This is a genomic window from Streptomyces sp. NBRC 110028 (assembly GCF_001417735.1).
Classification (GTDB): domain Bacteria; phylum Actinomycetota; class Actinomycetes; order Streptomycetales; family Streptomycetaceae; genus Streptomyces.
The window spans coordinates 263775-283137 of the sequence record NZ_BBUZ01000030.1 but is presented as its reverse complement, the minus strand read 5'-3'; the positions used below and the strand labels follow the sequence as shown (position 1 = coordinate 283137).

Here is a 19363-nt window from a genome sequence, read left to right as displayed (position 1 = left end):
TCCCGGATCTCCCGGCACGCGGCGGCGATGGCGTCGGCCTTCTCCGGAGCCAGTAGGCCGAGGTCCTCGTTGGCCCTCGCCGCGGCCTCCTTGACCGCGGCGAGGGCGTTGGTCAGGTGCGGGTACGCGGAGATCACCGTACCGGTGATGGGGAAGTTCTCCGAGGCGCGCAGGGTGTGGATGCCCCAGTACGCGTCGGCGGGCACGTCCCGGTCGCCGAGCAGGTCGTGTTCACGGCGACCGATGGTCATGGACACTTCAGATTCCTTCGCGAGCAGGTGGCGGGGTTCGGGCACGGAAATGACATGACGCGAGCACACCCACGACGCACCGGGGCAGGCACTGGCGGCGGGGACCACGGGCGCGGCCCTCCGGCTATCGCCGCTTCCCCGCCGGTGCGGGGACGTCGGTCAGCTCAAGGACCCGGGGCCGGCAGCGGTCGTTGCCGTCGCGTTCACGGAAGACCACTCTGAAGAGTCGACCCTGTGAAGTCCATCGGTAATTTCCCAGGTTGCCTGTGAAGCTCACCTTCACAGACATCGCTCCTTCTGATGTACTCCCTGATGTGATCGATCCACGGAGGCTCCGGGTGTTGCGGGCGCTGGCCGAGCACGGCACCGTCACCGCCGCCGCCCAAGCCCTCTACCTGTCCCCATCGGCGGCTTCGCAGCAGCTCGCCGCGCTCGAAGCGGAGGTGGGGCACGTGCTGCTGGAGCGGCGCGGCCGCACCGTCCGGCTGACTCCGACGGGCGCCGTGCTGGCCACCCACGCGGCGAAGATCGCTGCTCAGCTGGAGCAGGCGGAGGCCGATATGGCCGCCAGTTCGGCGGGCGTGGCCGGGGAGGTGACCATCGCCGCGTTCGCCAGTGCGATCAGTGAAGTGGTGGCCCCGGCGGTGGCGCCGCTACGGGAACGCGCTCCGCAGGTGCGGATCCGCGTGAAGGACGCCGAGGGGCTCGCGAGCCGACGGCTCCTCATCGACGGCGTGGTCGATATCGCCCTGGTGGTGGAGCACCGGGACACTCTCACGCAGGGCGGCGAGCAGTTGCTCCGCGAGCCGTTGTACGCGGAGCCGTTCGATGTCGTATTGCCGTCCGACCATCCGCTGGCCTCCGCCCCGGAGGTGGACCTGGCCGACCTGAGCACAGATCCATGGATCACGCCGTGGCCCGGCAACCCGGTGCATGACGTCGTCCTGCGCGCCTGCGAGACGGCGCGTTTCCAGCCCCGGGCGGAGTGCCTGGCCGACGACTCCCGGGCGGTGTGCGCACTGGTCTCCGCCGGCTCCGGGGTGGCGCTGGTACCCCGTTCGGCACTCCACGGCATCGCCTTCGGTGGCGCCGTCGTACGTCCGGTCAGCGGCTCCCGCCCGACGCGGCGGGTGTTCACCGCCGTCCGGCGCGGCAGCGAGGGCCATCCGCTGCTGCAGCTCGCGCTGCGCGGACTCCGGGACCAGGCCGCCGCCCTCAGTTCCTGATCAGACCGGCGTGGCCACCCGGCTGCCGTCCCTGCCGGAGGCCGATGGCCCGGGAGAGGGACTGCGGGCGGCGGACAGGATCCGCCGCCCGCTTCGTCCGGTTGACGCGGACGGTTCGGTGCGGGTCAGGCGCGGGGGCCAGGACGCCCGGCAGGGCCGCGCTGCCCGGCAGCGGTGTGGTCGCCGGGCGGCACGCGAGCACTTCGAGGATGTTGTCGACGGCGAGATCGACCATGGCGGCCCTGGTGGCGTCGGTGGCCGAGAGGATGTGCGGAAGCGTCACGACATGCGGCTCGGAGGCCAGGGGCGACAGGTCGGCGCCCATGGGTTCGCGTTCGTAGACGTCCAGGCCCGCCGAGTGGATGACTCCCCCGCGCACGGCGTGGAGCAGGGCGTCCCAAGGTCGCGGTGGACTTCATGGCCGCCAGCTCTGCGGCGCCGGTGAGGTGGCGGGTCCGCGGGGTCAGCGGGACGTGCAGCGAGACCACGTCGGCCTCGGCGAGCAGGGTGGGCAGGTCCACGGCCGTGGAGGGCGGGTCCTGGGTGTCATCGGGCGCGAAGGGGTCATGGCGCGGCACGCGCATGCCGAAGCCCTGGGCGCGGCGTGCCACCGCGCGTCCGATCTGGTCGAAGCCGACCAGTCCGAGGGTGGCGCCGTGGATGTCCAGGCCCAGGTAGTCGTCCATGCGGAACAGGCCCCACTGCCCGGCGGCGAGTGAGTCGCGGGCGGCGCCGAGCCGCCTGCGGGCCATGAGGATGAGGGCGAAGGTGAGGTCGGCGGTGATCTCGGCGAGGACGCCGGGGGTGTGGATGGCCACGACTCCGCGTTCGGCCGCCGCGTCCCGGTCGACGGCGTCGAATCCCATGCCGGCCAGCCCGAGGACCTTCAGCGACGGTCGGGCGGCGTCGAGGAGGGCGGCGTCCTGCGCGAAGCCGTCGCCCGCGCCACCGAGCGCGGCTACGCCACCGCCGACGAGGAGCACCACCGCGGGCTGCGCGCCATCGCCGTCCCCGTCCTGCGGCCGGACGGCAGCGTCTTCGCCGCCCTGTCCACCGCCGCGCCCGCCTTCCGCCACAGCATGGACGACCTGGTCGCCATGGTGCCGCTGCTTCAGGCGGCGGCCTCCGAGCTGGGCGTCCGGCTGCCTGCCCGCTGATCCGGCCGCCGTCGGTCCGCCTCCTGGATCCACAACGTACAGGCCATGGCAACGGGCCACGGGCGCCGCCGCGACCTGATGCTGCACGCGGCGAGGCCGAGCGTCACGATCGCGGCGCCTGCGTACAGCGGCGCCGTGTAGCCCAGACCCGCGCTGATCGCGAGGCCGCCGAGCCAGGCGCCCAGGGCGTTGCCGACGTTGGAGGCCGAGACGTTGGCGCTGGCGGCGGCGTCCGTGACGCGGGTGATCATGCCGGGGACGCCGGCGAACCCGAAGACGCCCAGCAGGAAGACCAGGACCACCGACGCGATCGGTCCGTCTGCCAGCAGACCGAACACCGCGAGCGTGACGGCGAGCCCCGCCAGGGACACGATCAGCGTACGGTCGCGGTCGCGGTCGGCCGCCCGGCCCCCGGCGATGTTGCCGATGACCAGGCCGCTGCCGTAGACGACGAGCAGCCAGGCGACATCGGTACTGGAAAAGTCGGTGACCTCGGTGAAGGTGTACGCGAGGTAGCTGAACGCCCCGAACATGCCGCCGTAGCCGAGGGCGGTGGCGGCCAGGGTCAGCCACACCTGCCGGGAGCGGAAGGCGCGTAGCTGGGGGCGCGGGCCGGCCGTCCGGTGGACCTCGTCCACGGCGCCCGCCCGGGCCGGGACCCAGACGGCGATGGCGGCCACGGCCAGCACGCCGATCCCGGTGATCGCCCAGAACGTGGCGCGCCAGCCGAAGCGTTCGCCGACCAGGGCGCCGAACGGTACGCCCAGTACGATGGCGACGGTCAGCCCGGCGAACATCGCGGCGTAGGGCATGCGCGCGGACGAGGGGAAGCAATGTGGCCAGGGTCGTGAAGCTGCTGTCCTATCCCGTCAAGGGGTGCGCCGGGATGTCGGCGCACACCGCTGTGCTGACGCCCGCCGGTCTGGCCCATGACCGCGGTTTCATGGTCATCAGCGAGGAAGGTGTCTTCCGCAGCCAACGGCGCCACCCGCGACTGGCCTTGATCCGCCCCGGGATCGGCGCCGACGGGCAACGGCTCACGCTGCGTGCCCCGGACGCGGACCCGGTCGTGATCGGTGTCGACGCCTCCGGACCGCTTCGCGCGGTCGAGTTGTTCGGGGCGCCGTTCAGGGGCGTCGACCAGGGCGATGCAGCCGCCGCGTGGTTGTCCGGTGTTCTCGGCACGCCGAGCCGTCTGGTGCGCGTTCCGGACGACCACGAGCGGGTCACCGATGGCCGCACGCCCGGCACCTCCGGGTACGCCGACAGCTGTGCCGTCCACGTCCTCTCCCGGGCCACCCTGGATCTGCTGAACGAGCGGCTGAACGAGCGCGGCGCCCCGCCCCTACCCATGAACCGCTTCCGCCCGAACATCGTCGTCGACGGCTGGAACACCCCTCACACCGAGGACCGCGCCCACCGGATCACCATCGGCGACACGGAACTCGGCTACGCCAAGCTCGCCATCCGCTGCGCCGTCACCATGGTCGACCAGCGGTCGGGCGCCAAGGCGGGCCCCGAGCCGCTGCGCACCCTGGCCACCTACCGCCGCGCCGCCGAGGGCGGCGTCGCGTTCGGCACGAAGTACGCCGTGCTACGCCCCGGCAGGCTGTCCGTGGGCGACGAAGTGCACGTCACCTCGTGGGGCCAGTCGGAGTTGTGACGCGAACGAATCAGTACGGAGGCTTATGTCCGCCACATCCGCCATAGCCGCCCGCATCGCTCTCCTGGTCCTCTACACCGACCACGTGGCCGTGGAGCTGTACGCGTCATGAAGTCCTGAGGCGGGCGGCTGCTCGCGGGGCACGCGTGACGAACACACCCGCCCGGAGTATCGAGTCGTTCGTGGCCGCTCGCCGGGACTTCTCCCTGGGCGAGCGGCCGACTCGGCCACTCCGGGCGCGGCGTTTTCAGGGTCGGGGCCGGCCTTCGGTATCGGCGGGCACGGTGTGGTCGGCAAGGGCCGGGGCCGGTACGACGATCTTGCGGGGCTCGGCCAGAGCGGTGTGGTGGGCTTCCTCGTCCCGGGTCAGACACTCGATCAGATAGTCGCCGGTCTCGGGGTCGATGGTCACCCCGTGGGTCTCACTGCGGAATCCGGGGAAGCGGCGGTCGAACGACTCCAGGGCGGTCAGATAGCGCAGCAGCGGACCGTTCTCGGTGCCGGTGCCCTCGCCGGGCATCAGCACCGGGATACCGGGCGGCGTGACGGTGACCATGGCCGCGGCCACCCGGCCCGCCGCGTCGGCCAGCCGCACCCGCTCCGTGCCGCCGCGGATCAGTCGCTGGTAGCAGAGCTGCGGAGGGGCGACCGGCTCCGGGAGATCCTGGAAGGCGGTGTCCAGCAGCTGGACCAGGTCCACCTCGCGCAGGTAGTCGTGCATCTCCTGGCACAGACCGCGCAGTGTCCCGCCGGTGTAGCGGTTGGGGTGGGTGGTGACCAGCCCGGGCAGGACGCGGTCCAGTGGCGCGTCCTCGTCGTAGAGGGACTTGAAGTCCATCAGGGCGTCCAGCAGCGTGCCCCACTTGCCCTTGGTGATGCCCATGGAGAACAGGACCAGGGTGGTGTAGCTGTCGGTCTTCTCCACCACCACGTTCCGGGTGGCGAGGTAGGACGTGAGGACCCGGGCGGGGATGCCCCAGTCGGCCATGCGGCCGCTTGCGTCGATTCCCGGGCAGGTCACGGTGGTCTTGAGGGGGTCGAGCATGCAGTAGCCCTGGCCGAGCCCGGGGAATCCGTGCCAATCCGCGTCGGGCTCCAGCTCCCAGCACGACGGTTCCGTGCGCAGCAGTTCGGCCGGGGCCTCGTCGAAGGGCAGCCGCTCGCCACTGGACGGGTCGGTCACCGTGTCCGGCTGCCAGACCCCGAAGAACCAGTCGGGACGGTCACCGGCGGCCTTGACGCGACGGCCGATCCGCACCACCGCCTGGCGGAAGCGGACCGCCTCGGTCACCGCCTCGTCGATCAGCCAACGACCTTGTGGGCCGTCCATCATCGCGGTGGCGACATCCAGGGAGGCGATCATCGGATACAGCGGAGAGGTGGTGCCGTGCATCATCAGCGCCTCGTTGAACCGGTCGTGCTCCACCGGGGCCCGGGGCGCGGGCTTGATGTGCACCATGGCGCTCTGGGACAGGGCGGCCAGCAGCTTGTGGGTGGACTGGGTGGCGAAGACGGTGGGGCGGTCCGGGCCGGGGAAGGTGTCGGGTCCCACCGACATTCCGTAGCGCCCGGCGTAGAGGGGGTGGAAGCGGGCGTAGGCGAACCACGCCTCGTCGAAGTGGACCCGGGGTGTGCTGGCCGAGAACGCCCGGGCGACCTGGACCGCGTCGTAACACAGGCCGTCGTAGGTGGAGTTGGTGAAGACCGCGTACTGGGCCCGAGGGGAGAGCGCGCCCCGCGCCAGCGGGTTTCCCCCGACGCGGGCGGCCACGGTGTCCGCCTGGATCTCACCCGGGGGCAGCGGCCCGGAGAGGCCGTAGCCATTGCGTGTGGGGATCAGATACACCGGCCGTGAGCCGGAGATGACCAGGCCGTGGAGCACCGACTTGTGGCAGTTCCGGTCCACGAGGGCGATCTCGTCGCGGGTCACGCTGAAGTGGCCGACCAGGCGATCGCAGGTCGAATCGCCGTGGAGGACGAAGTAGGTGAGGTCGGCGCCGAAGACCCGGGCGGCGTTCCGCTCCGCCTCGCCGATGGGCCCCGTGTGCTCGAACAGGGAGCCGAGCGCCTCGACCGAGATGGACAGGTCGCTGCGGAACAGGCGCTCCCCGAAGTAGTCGTGGAAGGCGCGGCCCACCGGTGACTTCAGGAAGGCGACGCCACCGGCGTGGGCCGGGGTGTGCCAGGAGTACTCATGCGTATCGTCGAAGTGGCGCAGCGCCTTGAAGAACGGCGGCAGAACGGCTTCGCGGTAGGCGCGGGCGGCACTGGAGATCCGCCCGGCGATGAAGGCGGCGGTGTCCTCCTCCGGCCAGACATACCCGACGACGGTCTCCGACACCCACAGCGGCAGGTCCTCGAACCCTTCGTCGGCCGCGCTGAGGAAGACCGGCAGGCCCTGGAACCGCCGGCCGATGTCGCGCAGCACCGCGGCACCGCCGGGTTCGCCGCCCGGACCGCCTCCCGGGTCGAGCTCCCAGTCCACCAGCGCGGCTGCCAGACCGGCCTCGGTGCGCAGCACCGTCCGGGCCTCGGCGCCTGTTCCGGCCCACCGCACGGCGAACCCGGCGGTCTCGATGGCCTCATGGATCCTGCGGAGCTGCTCGGCCCCGGCCGTGTCGCCGCCGGGGTGCTCCCCGACCGCGAACAGAACGGTGTTGCCCGCCATATCCCCCTCCTCAGCCTGCTGACCCTGCTCTTCGCCAGTCAGAGCCCTTCAGTGTCAGAAGTGTGCGGGGACGGGTCCACGCATGACGGAACAACGGTGGAAGACCACCCGAAAGAAGGAAAATCACCTCGCATCGCCCGGGTTCGGCCGAAGCGCACCGCCGTCCGCGGCATCCCCCGAGGGGCGGTGAACCGCCATGGGCCCGGCCACGCCGACGGCCTGCGGCCGGAAAATGCCTCAAAGCGCCCCTGACAAGTCAGGATTCCCGTGGCACGCTGCCCCACGCACGTCTATCCGCACCGCTCTTCGTTCCCCCACCCTGCCCGGACGCGATCCGTCCGGGCACGGCAGAAGGAGACATGCGTGAGACGCCATCGCACTGCCGCGGGCATTCTGCTGGCCGTCGGAGCCCTGTTCAGCGGCGGCCTCCTGGGTACCGGCACGGCCACCGCGGCAACCCCCGCATCGGCCTCCGGGCCGTCGGTAGCGGCCCGCACCGCCCCGTCGGCCGAACAGCACAGGGCCCGTACCTTCTGGACCGCCGAGCGGATGCGCGCGGCCACCCCGCTCGATGTGCTGCTGACCCGGAAGGCCGCCAAGCGCCTGACGGCTCCCGAGGCCGCGGGGCCGTCGACGACCGTCGAACCCACCGCCGCCGCGTCCTTCCCGCAGGCCGGCGGCCCGTGGACCGGCAGCGGGACCGTCGTCACCACCTCGGGCCGGGTGTTCTTCACCTTCCAGGGGCGTACCGCGTCCTGCACCGGCAACGCCGTGACCAGTCAGAACGCCAGCACCGTCATCACGGCCGGGCACTGTGTGAAGTACCAGGGCAGCTGGCACACCAACTGGGTCTTCGTGCCCGGCTACAACAACGGCAACGCGCCGTACGGCCAGTGGACCGCGGCCACGACACTCACCACCCCGCAGTGGGAGGCGAGTGAGGACATGAACTACGACATCGGCGCCGCGGTCGTCGCCCCGCTGAACGGCAAGAAGCTCACCTCGGTCGTCGGCGCGCAGGGAATCCAGTTCAACGGCGGCTACAACAAGCAGATGTATTCCTTCGGCTTCCCCGCCGCCTCACCGTACGACGGCACGAAGCTCATCTACTGCAGCGGCAACAGCTCCAAGGACTTCCTCCTCACGCAGGACCACGGCCTGGCCTGCAACATGACGGGCGGCTCCAGCGGCGGCCCCTGGCTCACCGGCTTCAGTGAGGCCACCGGCACCGGGCTGCAGGTCTCCGTGAACAGCTTCGGCTACGTCTTCCTGCCGAACACGATGTTCGGCCCGTACTTCGGCGACGAGGCGAAGGCCCTGTACGACAAGGCCCAGGCTTCCTAGCAGCCGACCGCGGGGCAACACATCGGCGTGGGGTGGCGGGAAGCGCGGATACGGCGCTTCCCGCCACCGGCTCCGCCACACCGGTCCGGCCCCGGTCACTCCACGATGCGCAGCAGATACGTGTCCATGATCCACCCATGCCGGTCGCGTGCCTCGGCGCGCACCTGCCGGATGCGGTCGGACACCTCTCGCAGCGGCCCGGCGACCAGGAGTTCGTCCGGCGTGCCGAGGTAGGCGCCCCAGTAGATCCAGACGTCGCCTTCGGCCCGGGTGAACGACTCGTGCGCGTCGAGCATCACGACGATGTCTCCGTCGTCGTTCCGGCCCACGTCGGAGAGTCTGCGGGCCGGGGTGATGTGCAGCGGCCGGCCCACCTGGTTCAGGGGGATGCGGTGCCGCGCGGCGAGCGACGATACGCTGCTGATTCCGGGGATGACCTCGACGTCGACGGAGACGGAGCCGCGTGCCTCGATGGCGGCGAGGATCCCGAGGGTGCTGTCGTACAGCGACGGGTCGCCCCACACCAGGAACGCCGCGGTCTCGTCGGCCGTCATCTCGTCCCGCAGCAGACCTTCGAAGATGTCCGCGCGACGGGCGCGCCAGTCGTGGACGGCGGTCGTGTAGTCGCCGCGCCCCATCGGGCGCCGGTCGCGGCTCGGGTCGTCCACCTCCACCACGCGGTAGGGCGTCCGCGCGTGCTCGTCCAGCATACGGTGGCGGAGATCGGTGAGTGCGGAGGTGTCGGCCCCCTTGCCGACGATGAAGAAGACGTCGGCGCGGCCCATCGCCTTCACCGCCCCGAGCGTCAGGTAGTCGGGGTCACCCGCTCCGATGCCGATGACGAGGATCCGGCGTTGCTGCGTGGTCATGGGACGCAGTCTCGCAGGCGGGGCCCGACCGGCCGCTCGGTCCGCCTGGCTCGAAGAACGCGGGAGGGCCCGCGGATGGCTCCGCGGGCCCTCGTACGCCTCGGGCAGGGGTCAGTTCGGGGCGGCCGCCACCGGGCGGGGCGCCTCGGCCTTCGCGGGCCGCGGGTTCAGCAGCCGCTCGGCCAACTCGCCGAAGATGAGCCCGAATCCGCCCCACAGGGTGAGCTGCATGGCGAGGGCGGACAGCCGGAACCGCCACAGCACGGTGGCGGGGAAGCCTCCCGGCACCTCGTTGACCACCGGCAGGAAGGCGTACGCCAGCCCGATCGCGACGGCGAAGGCGGCCACCGCGGCGACGGTGGCGTACCAGGTGCCGGACTTCGGGGCGAGCCGTTTGCCCAGGAGGGTGGCGCCGATCGCGAGGAGGACGCTGAGCAGCATCATCAGGAAGTACAGCGTCGTTCGTTTGCCGATGGTGTCGGCGTTGCCGACCGCGGGCGGGTTGGCCGGGTACTTCAGGAACGGCACGACGTAGACCGCCAGCAGCGCGCAGCCGGAGAGCAGCAGCGCGGTGGCCCGGGGGCTGAAGCGGCCGACGCGGCCGAGGGCGAAGCAGTAGGCGAGGGCGGCGATGCCGCCGAAGGCGACGCCGTAGATCAGGACACCGGTGGCCAGGCCCGCGGTGGACTGCAGGCTGCGGGAGACGAGCTCGACCTCGTGCTCGTGGGCGTGGGCGTGGGCCGCCTCGAAGCTGATCGCGCTGTCGACGTTCGGCTCGCCGAGGAAGTACGCGGCGATCAGCGCGAGCAGGCCGGCGCCCAGGCCCGCGAGCATGCCCCGGACCAGTAGATTTCTTACCGTTGCGGAGTTCATGAGTGCGTGGCGCCCCTCGCTCAGTGGCAGGGGAAGCCGAGCAGGTGGCGGGCGTCGTGCACCCACTCGTGAACGCTCTCGCCGGAGACGACAGCGGTGGCGCCCTGCTCGGCGCCGACGAAGTACAGCAGGACCAGCATCAGGATGCCGAAGAAGACTGCCCAGGGAGCTATCGCCTTGAGCGGCAGCGGGGAGGGCAGAGCGGGGGTGGTGGGTGTCGGCTGGGCGACTGGCTGTGCCATGGCAGGGCCTCCTCTGGGAGTTCGCGTCCCATCTCGGTGGTGCACAAGACGACTGCTACGGGTCTGACTCACCATCACCTCCCGCGAGGCGATGGCACACAGTGGCGCGACCGTGCCGGATTCCCACCGGCTTCCGTCTTGCCGTCGTCAATATCGGAGTGACGATACCGCGCGGCACGGGCATGGCCAAGACCGGCCACCCGGCCTGATCGTTTCTCGGGCCGGGCATGCCGCCGTCACGCTCGGCGCGGGTCCCGCTTACCCTGATTCGGCCGTTTGTTCCTGGACGGCGTTCTGTAACGCTATGTGATCGGGAGTACGTGATGGCCACCTCCACCGCCGTGGAGCCCCGCCCGGAGGAGGCCCGCAAGGGGGGCCGGCTCCGGAGCTGGCTGCTGGAGGGCTTGTCCGACATGGCCAAGCAGCAGCCCGGGCCCCATGCCCAGGTCCCGGAGGGACACAAGGGGCAGCGGTGGTGGCGGGTGATGTGCCTGACCGGTGTGGACTACTTCTCCACGCTCGGTTACCAGCCCGGTATCGCCGCTCTCGCGGCCGGGCTGCTGTCCCCCGTCGCCACCATCGTGCTGGTGGCGGTGACCCTGGCCGGGGCGCTGCCGGTGTACCGGCGGGTGGCCAAGGAGAGCCCGCATGGTGAGGGGTCGATCGCGATGCTGGAGCGGCTGCTGTCGTTCTGGCAGGGCAAGCTGTTCGTTCTGACGCTGCTGGGGTTCGCGGCGACCGACTTCCTGATCACCATCACCCTCTCGGCCGCCGACGCCTCGACCCACCTGGTGGAGAATCCGCACTTCACCAGCGCTCTGCACGGTCACGAGGTGGTCATCACGCTGGGGCTGGTCGCCCTGCTCGGCGCCGTCTTCCTCAAGGGCTTCATGGAGGCCATCGGGGTGGCGGTGGTGCTCGTGGGCGGCTATCTGGCGCTGAACGTGGTCGTCGTGATCGTCGGGCTGTGGCATGTGGCCACCGCGTCCCATGTGGTCACCGACTGGTCGCGGGCGCTGGCCGAACAGCACAGCAACCCGCTGGTCATGGTCGGTCTGGCGCTGGTGGTGTTCCCCAAACTCGCGCTGGGCCTGTCCGGCTTCGAGACCGGCGTGGCCGTCATGCCTCATGTCCAGGGCGACCCGGGCGACACCGAGGAGCGGCCCACCGGGCGGATCCGGGACACCAGGAAGCTGCTCACCACCGCCGCCGTGGTCATGAGCGCCTTCTTGATCACCACGAGCTTCATCACCACCGTGCTCATCCCGCAGGACGAGTTCAAGGCCGGTGGCAAGGCCAACGGGCGAGCGCTGGCGTATCTCGCGCACCACTATCTGGGGTCCGTCTTCGGCAGCGTCTACGACGCCGCGACCATCGGCATCCTGTGGTTCGCGGGCGCCTCCGCCATGGCCGGACTGCTCAACCTCATGCCGCGCTATCTGCCCCGCTACGGCATGGCCCCGCACTGGGCCCGCGCGGTGCGTCCCATGGTGCTGGTCTTCACCCTGATCGCCTTCCTGGTCACCTGGATCTTCAACGCCGATGTGGACGCCCAGGGCGGCGCGTACGCCACCGGGGTGCTGGTCCTGATGACCTCCGCCGCCGTCGCGGTCACGATCGCCGCCCGCCGCGCCGGGCAGCGGGGCTGGACCGTCGGCTTCGGCGTGATCTCCGCGGTCTTCGTCTACACCACGGCGGTCAACGTCGTGGAACGCCCCGACGGCGTGAAGATCGGCGCGTGTTTCATCGCGGGCATCATCGCGGTGTCGCTGCTGTCCCGGCTCGCCCGGGCCTTCGAGCTACGGGTCACCGACATGGATCTGGACGACATGGCCCGGCGTTTCGTCCGTGACTGCGCCACCCGCCGCATACGGTTCATCGCCAACGAGCCGGACCACCGGGACGCGGCCGAGTACCGCGACAAGATTCAGCAGATCCGGGCCGACAACGACATCCCGGACGAGGAGGACCTGGTCTTCGTCGAGGTCACCGTCCGCGACCCCTCCGACTTCGAATCGGCGCTGCGCGTGCACGGCGAGGTGCTGCACGGCCGCTACCGTGTCCTGACCCTCGACGGCTCCAGCATCCCCAACTCACTGGCCGCGCTGCTGCTGCACGTCCGGGATGTGACCGGGGGCAGGCCGCACATCTACTTCGAGTGGACCGAGGGCAGCCCCTTCGCCCAGTTCCTGCGGTTCTTCCTCTTCGGCCAGGGGGAGGTCGCTCCGGTCACGCGAGAGGTGCTGCGCGAGGCCGAGCCGGATCGGGCCCGGCGGCCCCATGTTCATGTCGGCTGAGTGCCGGGCGGAGCCTCGTGGCGAGCCGGGCGCCGTCGGGGAGGGCAGCGATGCGTGGACACCCGGTGGCCGATCCCCTCCGCCGAGTCCTGACCCGCACCGGCCGGACCGGCCGGGCCCCCAAGCCGCCGCGCGAACGGACCTGGGCAGGACCTGTCACCGCTGCTGCGGCTGCTGATCCTGACGCGGCTCGTCTTCAACATCGGTTTCTACGCCGTGCTGCCGTTCCTCGCCGAGCACCTCGGCACCGCGATCGGCATGGCGGGCTGGCTGGTCGGCTTCGTCCTGGGCTTGCGGACCTTCAGCCGGCAGGGCCTGTTCGTGGTCGGCGGCCGGCTGGTGGACCGGCACGGTGTGCGGCCGGTCGTGCCGGCAGGGTGCGTGCTGCGGATCGTGGGGTTCGCCTGGCTGGGGTACGCGGAGTCGAGCCGGGCCGTGGTCGGCGCGGTGCTGGTGATCGGTTTCGCCGCCGCTCTGTTCTCCCCGGCGGTGGAGTCCGAGGTGGCCCGGCAGGCGGTGATCTGGGAGCGGGAGGGCCGTGGCCCCCGCACCCGGGTGCTGGCCCTGTTCAGCGCGGCGGGGCAGGCCGGGGCCTTCGTCGGGCCGCTGCTCGGCGGTCTGCTGCCGGCCGTGGACTTCCGCACCGCGTGCCTGGCCGGAGCGGAGGTCTTCGTCCTCGTCCTCGCCGGGCACGCGCGGCTGATGCCGCAGCACATCCCCGGCCGGACCCGCACCCGGCAGCGGGGCGGGGTGCGGGTCCGGCCGGGGAACCGCCGCTTCCTCGCCCTGTGCTGCGCGTACGGCAGCTATCTGCTCGCCTACAGCGGCTGGCCGCCGGAGAACCCGCGGGGCAGCCGGTCGGCGACGGCCGAGGCCAGGCCGACCAGCTCCAGCAGCTCGGCGACCCGCATCCACGGGTTGAGGGAGGCGTACGGGTCCTGGAACGCCATCCGCACTTCGCGGCGCAGGGCCCGTAGTTCCGTGTGGGAGGGGCGGGTGACGTCCTCGCCGCGGAGCCGATCGTGCCGCCGTCGGCCGGGGGCGTGTGCGCGCAGCCGTCGAGCGGCAGCGGCAGGTCGGGCGGTGCGCCGGGGATGCCGGTGAGCCGGGGGCCGGAGGGCGAGGACAGCCGGTACGGCGGCCGGCTGATCCGGCGCCCGCCCGCGGCGGACCGATGCCCTTGAAGCGGCTCCACGCCGATCGAAGGTCGCCTCTACCTGCGCTTCCAACGGCTTGCCGTCAAGGAGAGGGTCGAACGCCCGCCGGGTGCGCTCACTTGGCTTCCACTCGCCCGACCGGGTGGGGGCCGGCCGTCAGCGTGTCACGCGCCGCTTGCCAAGCGGGCTCCCCCGGGTACAGCTCGGTGCGGAGGTAGGCCCAGGTGAGCCGCTGGACGGCGGATACGCGCTCGGGGTTCTCGTCCGTGGTTTCGGCGACGTCATACCCGGAGACTCCGCCGAGCCCATGCTCCGCGTCGAACAGGGTGAGCAGGGTCTTGGGGCCCGGGGCGAGGGTGTACGGGTCGGCGTGCCAGTCCGGGCCCATGACCGTCAGATGGGCCGAGGTGTCCTTGTCACCGGCGATCACGAGCGCGGGCGCCGTCATCGTGGAGAAGTCCATGGTCGAGAAGAAGGAAAGGTTCTCCGCCGCGAAGGGGCTGAGGGCGTCGCCGCCTCTGCCGGGCGCGGCGAGCAGGACGCCCGCCTTGATACGGGGCTCGGCCAGGTTCACTTCCGTACCGTCGTGCGGGTCGGTGAGCCGGGCGCCCAGCAGCAGGCTCGCGGTGTGCCCGCCCATCGAGTGCCCGGCCACGGCCACCCTGCTGTGGTCCAGTCGCCCGGCGAGCTGTGGCACGGCGGACTCGATCACATCGAGCTGGTCGAGGATGCGCTTCATGTCCTCGGCCCGTGAGCGCCAGAACAGGGGCGCCCCGGGGGTGGCGGGGTCCAGGCTCAACGTCCTGGAGCTCAGATGGGTGGGCTGGATGACGACGAAGCCGTGCGCCGCCCAGTAGTTGGCGAGCGGGGCGTAGCCGTTCAGTGAGGAGAGGTGGTTCGAGGGGCCCTGGCCGTGCGAGAGGAGGATGACCGGCAGGTCGCTCCCGGTCACCGGCGCCGAGACGCGCATCTCCAGATCCACGGCCCGGTCCGGAGCGGACAGCACCACCGGACTGACCGAGAGGACGGGGGCGGGCGAGCTGAACGTATCGACCGGGTAGGTCGGTTCACTCATGACGAGTATTTCCCTTTCATGACGACATATGGCCGCACATGGCCACAGAAAAAACGGAGCGCTGTTCCGGATCAATATACGGAGCAACGTTCCGCTTCGTCAACGGCCTCTGGAATGAGCGCAGGGGACACGGGAGTTCGCCCGGCGAGGCGTAGAGGGGGCGGCGCCGCGCATCGGGTGCTGCCGACGATCGCGTTCGACGCACCGTCGGCCACGTCGGCAAACCCCACACAGGCCACGATCATCTTATCGAGTTAATGCTGACGGCTCCCCCGGGCCAAGTGGGCTACCAGCCACTACCGTTCCCCGGGTCCGGACGGGTTGCCGGACGCCCGCCCCCTTCTCTTTTCCGGTGACGCGCCCCCGCGCGCGAAGCCACCGCCGTCACGAAGGAGAGCTCGCCCGATGACTGTTGGAACCAGCTCGCAAACACCTCGGGAGCCGACTCGGCAGTCCAGCCTGAGCACGGCGGCTGCCCGCAACCTTGCCACCACGACCAAGTCCGCGCCGCAGATGCAGGGCATCACCTCCCGATGGCTGTTGCGGACGCTCCCCTGGGTCGAGGTCAAGGGCGGCACCTACCGGGTGAACCGCCGGCTGACCTACACCGTCGGCGACGGGCGCGTGGAGTTCGTACAGGACGGCGCCACGGTCCGGGTGATCCCCCGCGAGCTGGGCGAACTGGCCCTGCTGCGCGGCTTCGAGGACGTGGAGGTGCTGACCGCGATCGCCGACCGGTGCGTCCAGCACGACTTCCGTCCCGGTGAAACGCTGGTCGAGCGCGGTGCGCCCGCCGAGCAGTTCTACATGATCGCCCACGGCCGGGTCAGCCGGACCACGGTCGGCAAGTACGGCGACGAGGTCTCCGTGGCCGTACTCGCCGACGGCGACCGGTTCGGTGAGGACGCCCTGCTGGACGGGGACGCCCGGTGGGACTCCACCGCCACCGCCGAGACCTCCGGCACCCTGCTCACCCTGTCCCGCGCCGACTTCGACGCCGTACTGTCCACGGCACCGAGCCTGCGGGCCCACGTCCAGGAGTTCCGCTCACGTCTCGGCCAGCGGCAGAACCGGCGCGGTGAGGCCGAGATCGCCCTGTCGGCCGGACACTCGGGGGAGCCCGCGCTGCCCGGCACGTTCGTCGACTACGAGCTGAAGCCGCGCGAGTACGAACTCTCCGTGGCGCAGACCGTTCTGCGGATCCACACCAGGGTCGCCGACCTCTACAACGAGCCGATGAACCAGACCGAGGAGCAGCTCAGGCTCATCATCGAGGCGCTGCGTGAGCGCCAGGAGCACGAGCTGATCAACAACCGGGAGTTCGGGCTGCTCCACAACGCCGACTTCAAGCAGCGCATCCAGACCCATTCCGGCCCGCCCACCCCGGACGACCTCGACGAGCTGCTCTGCCGCCGCCGCGGCTCCAAGTTCTTCCTCGCCCACCCCCGGACGATCGCGGCGATCGGGCGGGAGTTCAACTCCCGCGGGCTCTATCCGACCCACGTCGACCTCGGTGGGCAGCAGGTCCCGGCCTGGCGCGGCGTTCCGATCCTGCCCTGCAACAAGATCCCCGTCACCAGGGAGAACACCAGCTCCGTCCTCGTCATGCGCACCGGCGAGGACAACCAGGGGGTCATCGGTCTGCGGCAGACCGGTCTGCCGGAGGAGTACGAGCCGGGGCTGTCGGTGCGCTTCATGGGCATCGACGAAAAGGCGATCATCTCCTACCTCGTCAGTGCCTACTACTCCGCCGCCATCCTGGTGCCGGACGCCCTCGGCGTACTGGAGAACGTGCAGATCGCCCGCACCCCCTAGGGCCTCCCCTGCCGGGCGACGACGGCCCGGCCCCCTTTCCGGGCGCCCGGCCGTCTCCGGGCGGGCCGAGCGTGCCCGGGGTCCGACCGGGACAGCCCCCACCCCACTGAGGAGCGATGGATGCCTGCGTCTGACATTCCCCCTGCGACGTCCCTGCCCGCCCCGCCCCTGCCCGCCCCGCCATCCGCCGGTCTGGAACGGATCCTGCGCGGCCCGGCCGGTCTGGGTACGGCGAGCCTGCACCCGGCCCGGCGCGAGCCGCCGCCGACTGCGCCGACGCCGCCGCAGGCGCCCGCCGAAGGCACCCCGGTCCCGGGCCTCTACCACCACCCGGTGCCGGAGCCCGACCCCGGGCGGGTGGAGGAGGTCAGCCGCCGGATCAAGGCGTGGGCGCTGGACGAGGTCGATCTGTACCCGGAGGACTGGGAGGACGAGTTCGACGGCTTCTCCGTCGGCCGTTACATGGTCGCCTGCCATCCGGACGCGCCCACCGTCGACCATCTGATGCTCGCCACGCGCCTGATGGTCGCCGAGAACGCGGTGGACGACTGCTACTGCGAGGACCACGGCGGCTCGCCCATCGGCCTCGGCGGACGCCTGCTGCTGGCGCACACCGCCCTCGATCCGTTGCACACCGCGAAGGAGTACCAGCCGCAGTGGGCGCAGTCGCTCCACTCGGACGCGCCCCGGCGCGCCTACCGCTCGGCCATGGAGTACTTCGTCCAACGGGCCAGCCCCTCCCAGGCCGACCGGTACCGGCACGACATGGCGCGTCTGCACATGGGGTACCTCGCCGAGGCCGCCTGGGCCCAGACCGACCACGTCCCCGAGGTGTGGGAATACCTGGCGATGCGCCAGTTCAACAACTTCCGGCCCTGCCCCACCATCACCGACACCGTCGGCGGCTACGAACTACCGGCGGACCTGCACGCCCGGCCCGAAATGCAGCGGGTCATCGCGCTCGCCGGGAACGCCACCACCATCGTGAACGACCTGTACTCGTACACCAAGGAACTCGCCGGCCCCGGCCGGCACCTGAACCTTCCCGTGGTGATCGCCGAGCGTGAGGGCGTCTCCGACCGCGAGGCCTATCTGAAGGCGGTCGAGGTCCACAACGACCTCATGCACGACTTCGAGTCCGAAGCCGCGGCCCTGGCCGCCGCCTGTCCCGTCCCGCCCGTGCAGCGCTTTCTGCGGGGCGTGGCCGCGTGGGTCGACGGCAACCACTACTGGCACCAGACCAATACCTACCGCTACAGCCTGCCCGACTTCTGGTAACGAGAAATGGATCAGCCATGACCAGCACCGAATTCACCACCACCGGCTCCCCGTTCATCCCCGCCCCGGCGACGCCCTACCAGGGGGACATCGCCCGCTACTGGGATCGTGAGGCCAGGCCCGTGAACCTGCGCCTCGGCGATGTGGACGGTCTGTACCACCACCACTACGGCATCGGCGACGTCGACCACACCGCCCTCGGGGACAGCGCCGACAGCGAGTACGAGAAGAAGCTGATCGCCGAGTTGCACCGCCTGGAGTCGGCACAGGCCGAACTTCTCCTGGACCACCTCGGCCCCATCGAGCGCGGCGACACGCTCGTGGACGCCGGATGCGGCCGCGGCGGCTCGATGGTCATGGCCCACCAGCGCTTCGGATGCGAGGTGGAGGGCGTCACGCTGTCGGCCAAGCAGGCCGACTTCGCCAACCAGCGGGCACGCGAACTCAGGATCGAGGACCACGTCCGCGCCCACGTGTGCAACATGCTCGGTATGCCCTTCGAGACCGGGCAGGCAACGGCCTCCTGGAACAACGAGTCGACCATGTACGTCGACCTGCACGACCTCTTCGCCGAGCACTCCCGCATCCTCGCGGTCGGCGGCCGCTACGTGACCATCACCGGTTGCTGGAACCCGCGTTACGGCCAGCCCTCGAAGTGGGTGTCCCAGATCAACGCGCACTTCGAGTGCAACATCCACTCCCGGCGGGAGTACCTGCGCGCCATGGCCGACAATCGCCTGGTACCGCAGGCCGTCATCGACCTGACCGCCGCGACCCTGCCGTACTGGGAGCTGCGGGCCACGTCCTCCCTGGTCACCGGCATCGAGGAGGCGTTCATCAACTCCTACAAGGACGGCTCCTTCCAGTACCTCCTGATCGCGGCCGACCGCGTCTGACCGCATGCGGGCTGAGAAAGGCCGCTCCCGGCCCTTTTCAGCCCGCTCCCTTGTGCGTTCGTCGCGCCCGGCTCGGGTCAGTGGCGGGTGCTGGTCTTGCGGTAACCGAAGGGACCGGGAAGGTCCATCGAAGTCGTCCTGCGACCGGTGGAGGAGTAGGTGCGCTTGGCGTCGCCCTTGCCGAGCGTGACCGAGACGGACTTGCGGTTGATGTTGAGCCGGACGCCGGGAAAGATGCGGAAGCTCTTGCGGAAGGTGACGGGCACGATGACTCCTTTCCTCGGCTCCTCGCGTTCCCCGCGCGCACGCGAGTACGCGCTCCGGGCTCCCGGAGACACTTCGGGAACGCGGGTGTGACGGCCCCGTCACACCCGTGCTGCCACCCTTCTCCGGGAAGTACGTGCCATGGCAGGGGCGCCGTCCTCTGCCACCGCCAAAGGCCCTCGCGCTGCGGTCACGGACGTCGCAGAAGCTCCCCGCCCCGGCACGGGAGCGACCGGAGGTACGCCTGTACGCCCTGGAGGCGATGACCGAGCGGCTGACGGCGGCCGG

16 protein-coding genes, 4 pseudogenes and 1 riboswitch are annotated in these 19363 nt (G+C 70.9%); of the genes and pseudogenes, 9 read left to right on the top strand and 11 right to left on the bottom strand.

Annotated features, from left to right (window positions below):
• A partial coding sequence (locus tag ASC60_RS23125; RefSeq protein WP_267892815.1) for a lyase family protein occupies positions 1 to 251 on the bottom strand: 251 nt, incomplete at its 3' end.
• Positions 252 to 565: 314 nt separating this feature from the next.
• On the opposite strand from ASC60_RS23125, the gene ASC60_RS23120 reads away from it, so the two are divergent.
• Positions 566 to 1477: a LysR family transcriptional regulator gene (locus ASC60_RS23120; protein ID WP_055553951.1), complete on the top strand. Its 912-nt coding sequence runs from the start codon at positions 566 to 568 to the stop codon at positions 1475 to 1477.
• Here the strand turns inward: ASC60_RS23120 and ASC60_RS44125 are convergent.
• Both ASC60_RS44125 and ASC60_RS44120 read right to left on the bottom strand, forming a co-directional pair.
• Positions 1467 to 1856 carry a hypothetical protein gene (locus tag ASC60_RS44125; protein WP_370592958.1) on the bottom strand — a complete coding sequence of 130 codons (390 nt, stop codon included), beginning with the start codon at positions 1854 to 1856 and terminating at the stop codon, positions 1467 to 1469. The two genes, ASC60_RS23120 and ASC60_RS44125, sit on opposite strands and share 11 nt — an antisense overlap.
• A gap of 79 nt (positions 1857 to 1935) precedes the next feature.
• Positions 1936 to 2343, bottom strand: a pseudogene (locus ASC60_RS44120) (NAD(P)-dependent oxidoreductase); the annotation flags it as partial.
• Between ASC60_RS44120 and ASC60_RS43095 the strand changes: the two are divergent.
• A complete protein-coding gene (locus ASC60_RS43095; RefSeq protein ID WP_234357087.1) occupies positions 2284 to 2634 on the top strand; it encodes an IclR family transcriptional regulator C-terminal domain-containing protein in 351 nt (116 codons plus the stop codon). The pseudogene ASC60_RS44120 and the gene ASC60_RS43095 overlap by 60 nt on opposite strands.
• On the opposite strand, the pseudogene ASC60_RS23110 reads toward ASC60_RS43095, so the two are convergent.
• Positions 2589 to 3437 (bottom strand): annotated as a pseudogene (locus ASC60_RS23110) (MFS transporter); the annotation flags it as partial. The gene ASC60_RS43095 and the pseudogene ASC60_RS23110 sit on opposite strands and share 46 nt — an antisense overlap.
• A gap of 32 nt (positions 3438 to 3469) precedes the next feature.
• Here ASC60_RS23110 and ASC60_RS23105 point away from each other — a divergent pair.
• Positions 3470 to 4297, top strand: coding sequence for an MOSC domain-containing protein (locus ASC60_RS23105; RefSeq protein WP_079038553.1), 828 nt, complete (start codon positions 3470 to 3472; stop codon positions 4295 to 4297).
• A 247-nt stretch (positions 4298 to 4544) separates the two neighbouring features.
• Here the strand turns inward: ASC60_RS23105 and ASC60_RS23100 are convergent, their stop codons facing one another.
• The gene (locus ASC60_RS23100) at positions 4545 to 6965 is read right to left on the bottom strand and encodes an Orn/Lys/Arg decarboxylase N-terminal domain-containing protein (protein WP_079038552.1); all 2421 of its coding nucleotides are present in this window, start codon (positions 6963 to 6965) and stop codon (positions 4545 to 4547) included.
• Positions 6966 to 7328: 363 nt separating this feature from the next.
• Between ASC60_RS23100 and ASC60_RS23095 the strand changes: the two genes are divergently transcribed.
• The gene (locus ASC60_RS23095) at positions 7329 to 8309 is read left to right on the top strand and encodes a serine protease (protein ID WP_055553949.1); all 981 of its coding nucleotides are present in this window, start codon (positions 7329 to 7331) and stop codon (positions 8307 to 8309) included.
• A gap of 95 nt (positions 8310 to 8404) precedes the next feature.
• Here the strand turns inward: ASC60_RS23095 and cobF are convergent, their stop codons facing one another.
• The 3 genes from cobF to ASC60_RS23080 all read right to left on the bottom strand — a co-directional run bounded on the left by cobF (position 8405) and on the right by ASC60_RS23080 (position 10293).
• Entirely contained in the window at positions 8405 to 9178 is a 774-nt protein-coding gene (cobF, locus tag ASC60_RS23090) for a precorrin-6A synthase (deacetylating) (protein ID WP_055553948.1), read from the bottom strand.
• A gap of 111 nt (positions 9179 to 9289) precedes the next feature.
• Positions 9290 to 10051, bottom strand: a complete 762-nt coding sequence (locus ASC60_RS23085) for a CbtA family protein (RefSeq protein WP_055553946.1) — start codon at positions 10049 to 10051, stop codon at positions 9290 to 9292.
• A 20-nt stretch (positions 10052 to 10071) separates the two neighbouring features.
• Positions 10072 to 10293 carry a CbtB-domain containing protein gene (locus ASC60_RS23080; protein WP_055553944.1) on the bottom strand — a complete coding sequence of 74 codons (222 nt, stop codon included), beginning with the start codon at positions 10291 to 10293 and terminating at the stop codon, positions 10072 to 10074.
• Positions 10294 to 10331: 38 nt separating this feature from the next.
• A riboswitch (cobalamin riboswitch) is annotated at positions 10332 to 10478 on the bottom strand.
• Positions 10479 to 10616: 138 nt separating this feature from the next.
• Between ASC60_RS23080 and ASC60_RS23075 the strand changes: the two genes are divergently transcribed.
• A complete protein-coding gene (locus ASC60_RS23075) occupies positions 10617 to 12590 on the top strand; it encodes an APC family permease (protein ID WP_055553942.1) in 1974 nt (657 codons plus the stop codon).
• Between the two features lie 153 nt (positions 12591 to 12743).
• Positions 12744 to 13457 (top strand): annotated as a pseudogene (locus ASC60_RS23070) (MFS transporter); the annotation flags it as partial.
• Here the strand turns inward: ASC60_RS23070 and ASC60_RS44115 are convergent.
• Both ASC60_RS44115 and ASC60_RS23065 read right to left on the bottom strand, forming a co-directional pair.
• Positions 13418 to 13641 (bottom strand): annotated as a pseudogene (locus ASC60_RS44115) (peptide ABC transporter ATP-binding protein); the annotation flags it as partial. The pseudogenes ASC60_RS23070 and ASC60_RS44115 overlap by 40 nt on opposite strands.
• Positions 13642 to 13862: 221 nt before the next feature.
• The gene (locus ASC60_RS23065; RefSeq protein ID WP_055553940.1) at positions 13863 to 14822 is read right to left on the bottom strand and encodes a chlorophyllase; all 960 of its coding nucleotides are present in this window, start codon (positions 14820 to 14822) and stop codon (positions 13863 to 13865) included.
• Between the two features lie 405 nt (positions 14823 to 15227).
• Between ASC60_RS23065 and ASC60_RS23060 the strand changes: the two genes are divergently transcribed.
• The 3 genes from ASC60_RS23060 to ASC60_RS23050 all read left to right on the top strand — a co-directional run bounded on the left by ASC60_RS23060 (position 15228) and on the right by ASC60_RS23050 (position 18811).
• Positions 15228 to 16637, top strand: coding sequence for a family 2B encapsulin nanocompartment shell protein (locus ASC60_RS23060; RefSeq protein ID WP_055553938.1), 1410 nt, complete (start codon positions 15228 to 15230; stop codon positions 16635 to 16637).
• Between the two features lie 120 nt (positions 16638 to 16757).
• A complete protein-coding gene (locus ASC60_RS23055; RefSeq protein ID WP_079038550.1) occupies positions 16758 to 17915 on the top strand; it encodes a family 2 encapsulin nanocompartment cargo protein terpene cyclase in 1158 nt (385 codons plus the stop codon).
• A gap of 17 nt (positions 17916 to 17932) precedes the next feature.
• On the top strand, positions 17933 to 18811 hold the full coding sequence (locus ASC60_RS23050) for a geranyl diphosphate 2-C-methyltransferase (RefSeq protein ID WP_055553936.1): 879 nt from the start codon (positions 17933 to 17935) through the stop codon (positions 18809 to 18811).
• Positions 18812 to 18888: 77 nt separating this feature from the next.
• On the opposite strand, the gene ASC60_RS23045 is transcribed toward ASC60_RS23050, so the two are convergent.
• Complete coding sequence (locus ASC60_RS23045; RefSeq protein ID WP_055553934.1) at positions 18889 to 19077, bottom strand: DUF4236 domain-containing protein; 189 nt, start codon at positions 19075 to 19077, stop codon at positions 18889 to 18891.
• Positions 19078 to 19363: the final 286 nt, after the last annotated feature.

What these genes read in the sequence shown, in the direction of transcription:
- ASC60_RS23085 (WP_055553946.1), bottom strand. Translation starts at nt 10,051, where the DNA reads ATGAACTCCGCAACGGTAAGAAATCTACTGGTCCGGGGCATGCTCGCG.
- ASC60_RS23060 (WP_055553938.1), top strand. Translation starts at nt 15,228, where the DNA reads ATGACTGTTGGAACCAGCTCGCAAACACCTCGGGAGCCGACTCGGCAG.
- ASC60_RS23050 (WP_055553936.1), top strand. Translation starts at nt 17,933, where the DNA reads ATGACCAGCACCGAATTCACCACCACCGGCTCCCCGTTCATCCCCGCC.
- ASC60_RS23080 (WP_055553944.1), bottom strand. Translation starts at nt 10,293, where the DNA reads ATGGCACAGCCAGTCGCCCAGCCGACACCCACCACCCCCGCTCTGCCC.
- ASC60_RS23075 (WP_055553942.1), top strand. Translation starts at nt 10,617, where the DNA reads ATGGCCACCTCCACCGCCGTGGAGCCCCGCCCGGAGGAGGCCCGCAAG.
- ASC60_RS23100 (WP_079038552.1), bottom strand. Translation starts at nt 6,965, where the DNA reads ATGGCGGGCAACACCGTTCTGTTCGCGGTCGGGGAGCACCCCGGCGGC.
- ASC60_RS23055 (WP_079038550.1), top strand. Translation starts at nt 16,758, where the DNA reads ATGCCTGCGTCTGACATTCCCCCTGCGACGTCCCTGCCCGCCCCGCCC.
- ASC60_RS23065 (WP_055553940.1), bottom strand. Translation starts at nt 14,822, where the DNA reads ATGAGTGAACCGACCTACCCGGTCGATACGTTCAGCTCGCCCGCCCCC.
- cobF (WP_055553948.1), bottom strand. Translation starts at nt 9,178, where the DNA reads ATGACCACGCAGCAACGCCGGATCCTCGTCATCGGCATCGGAGCGGGT.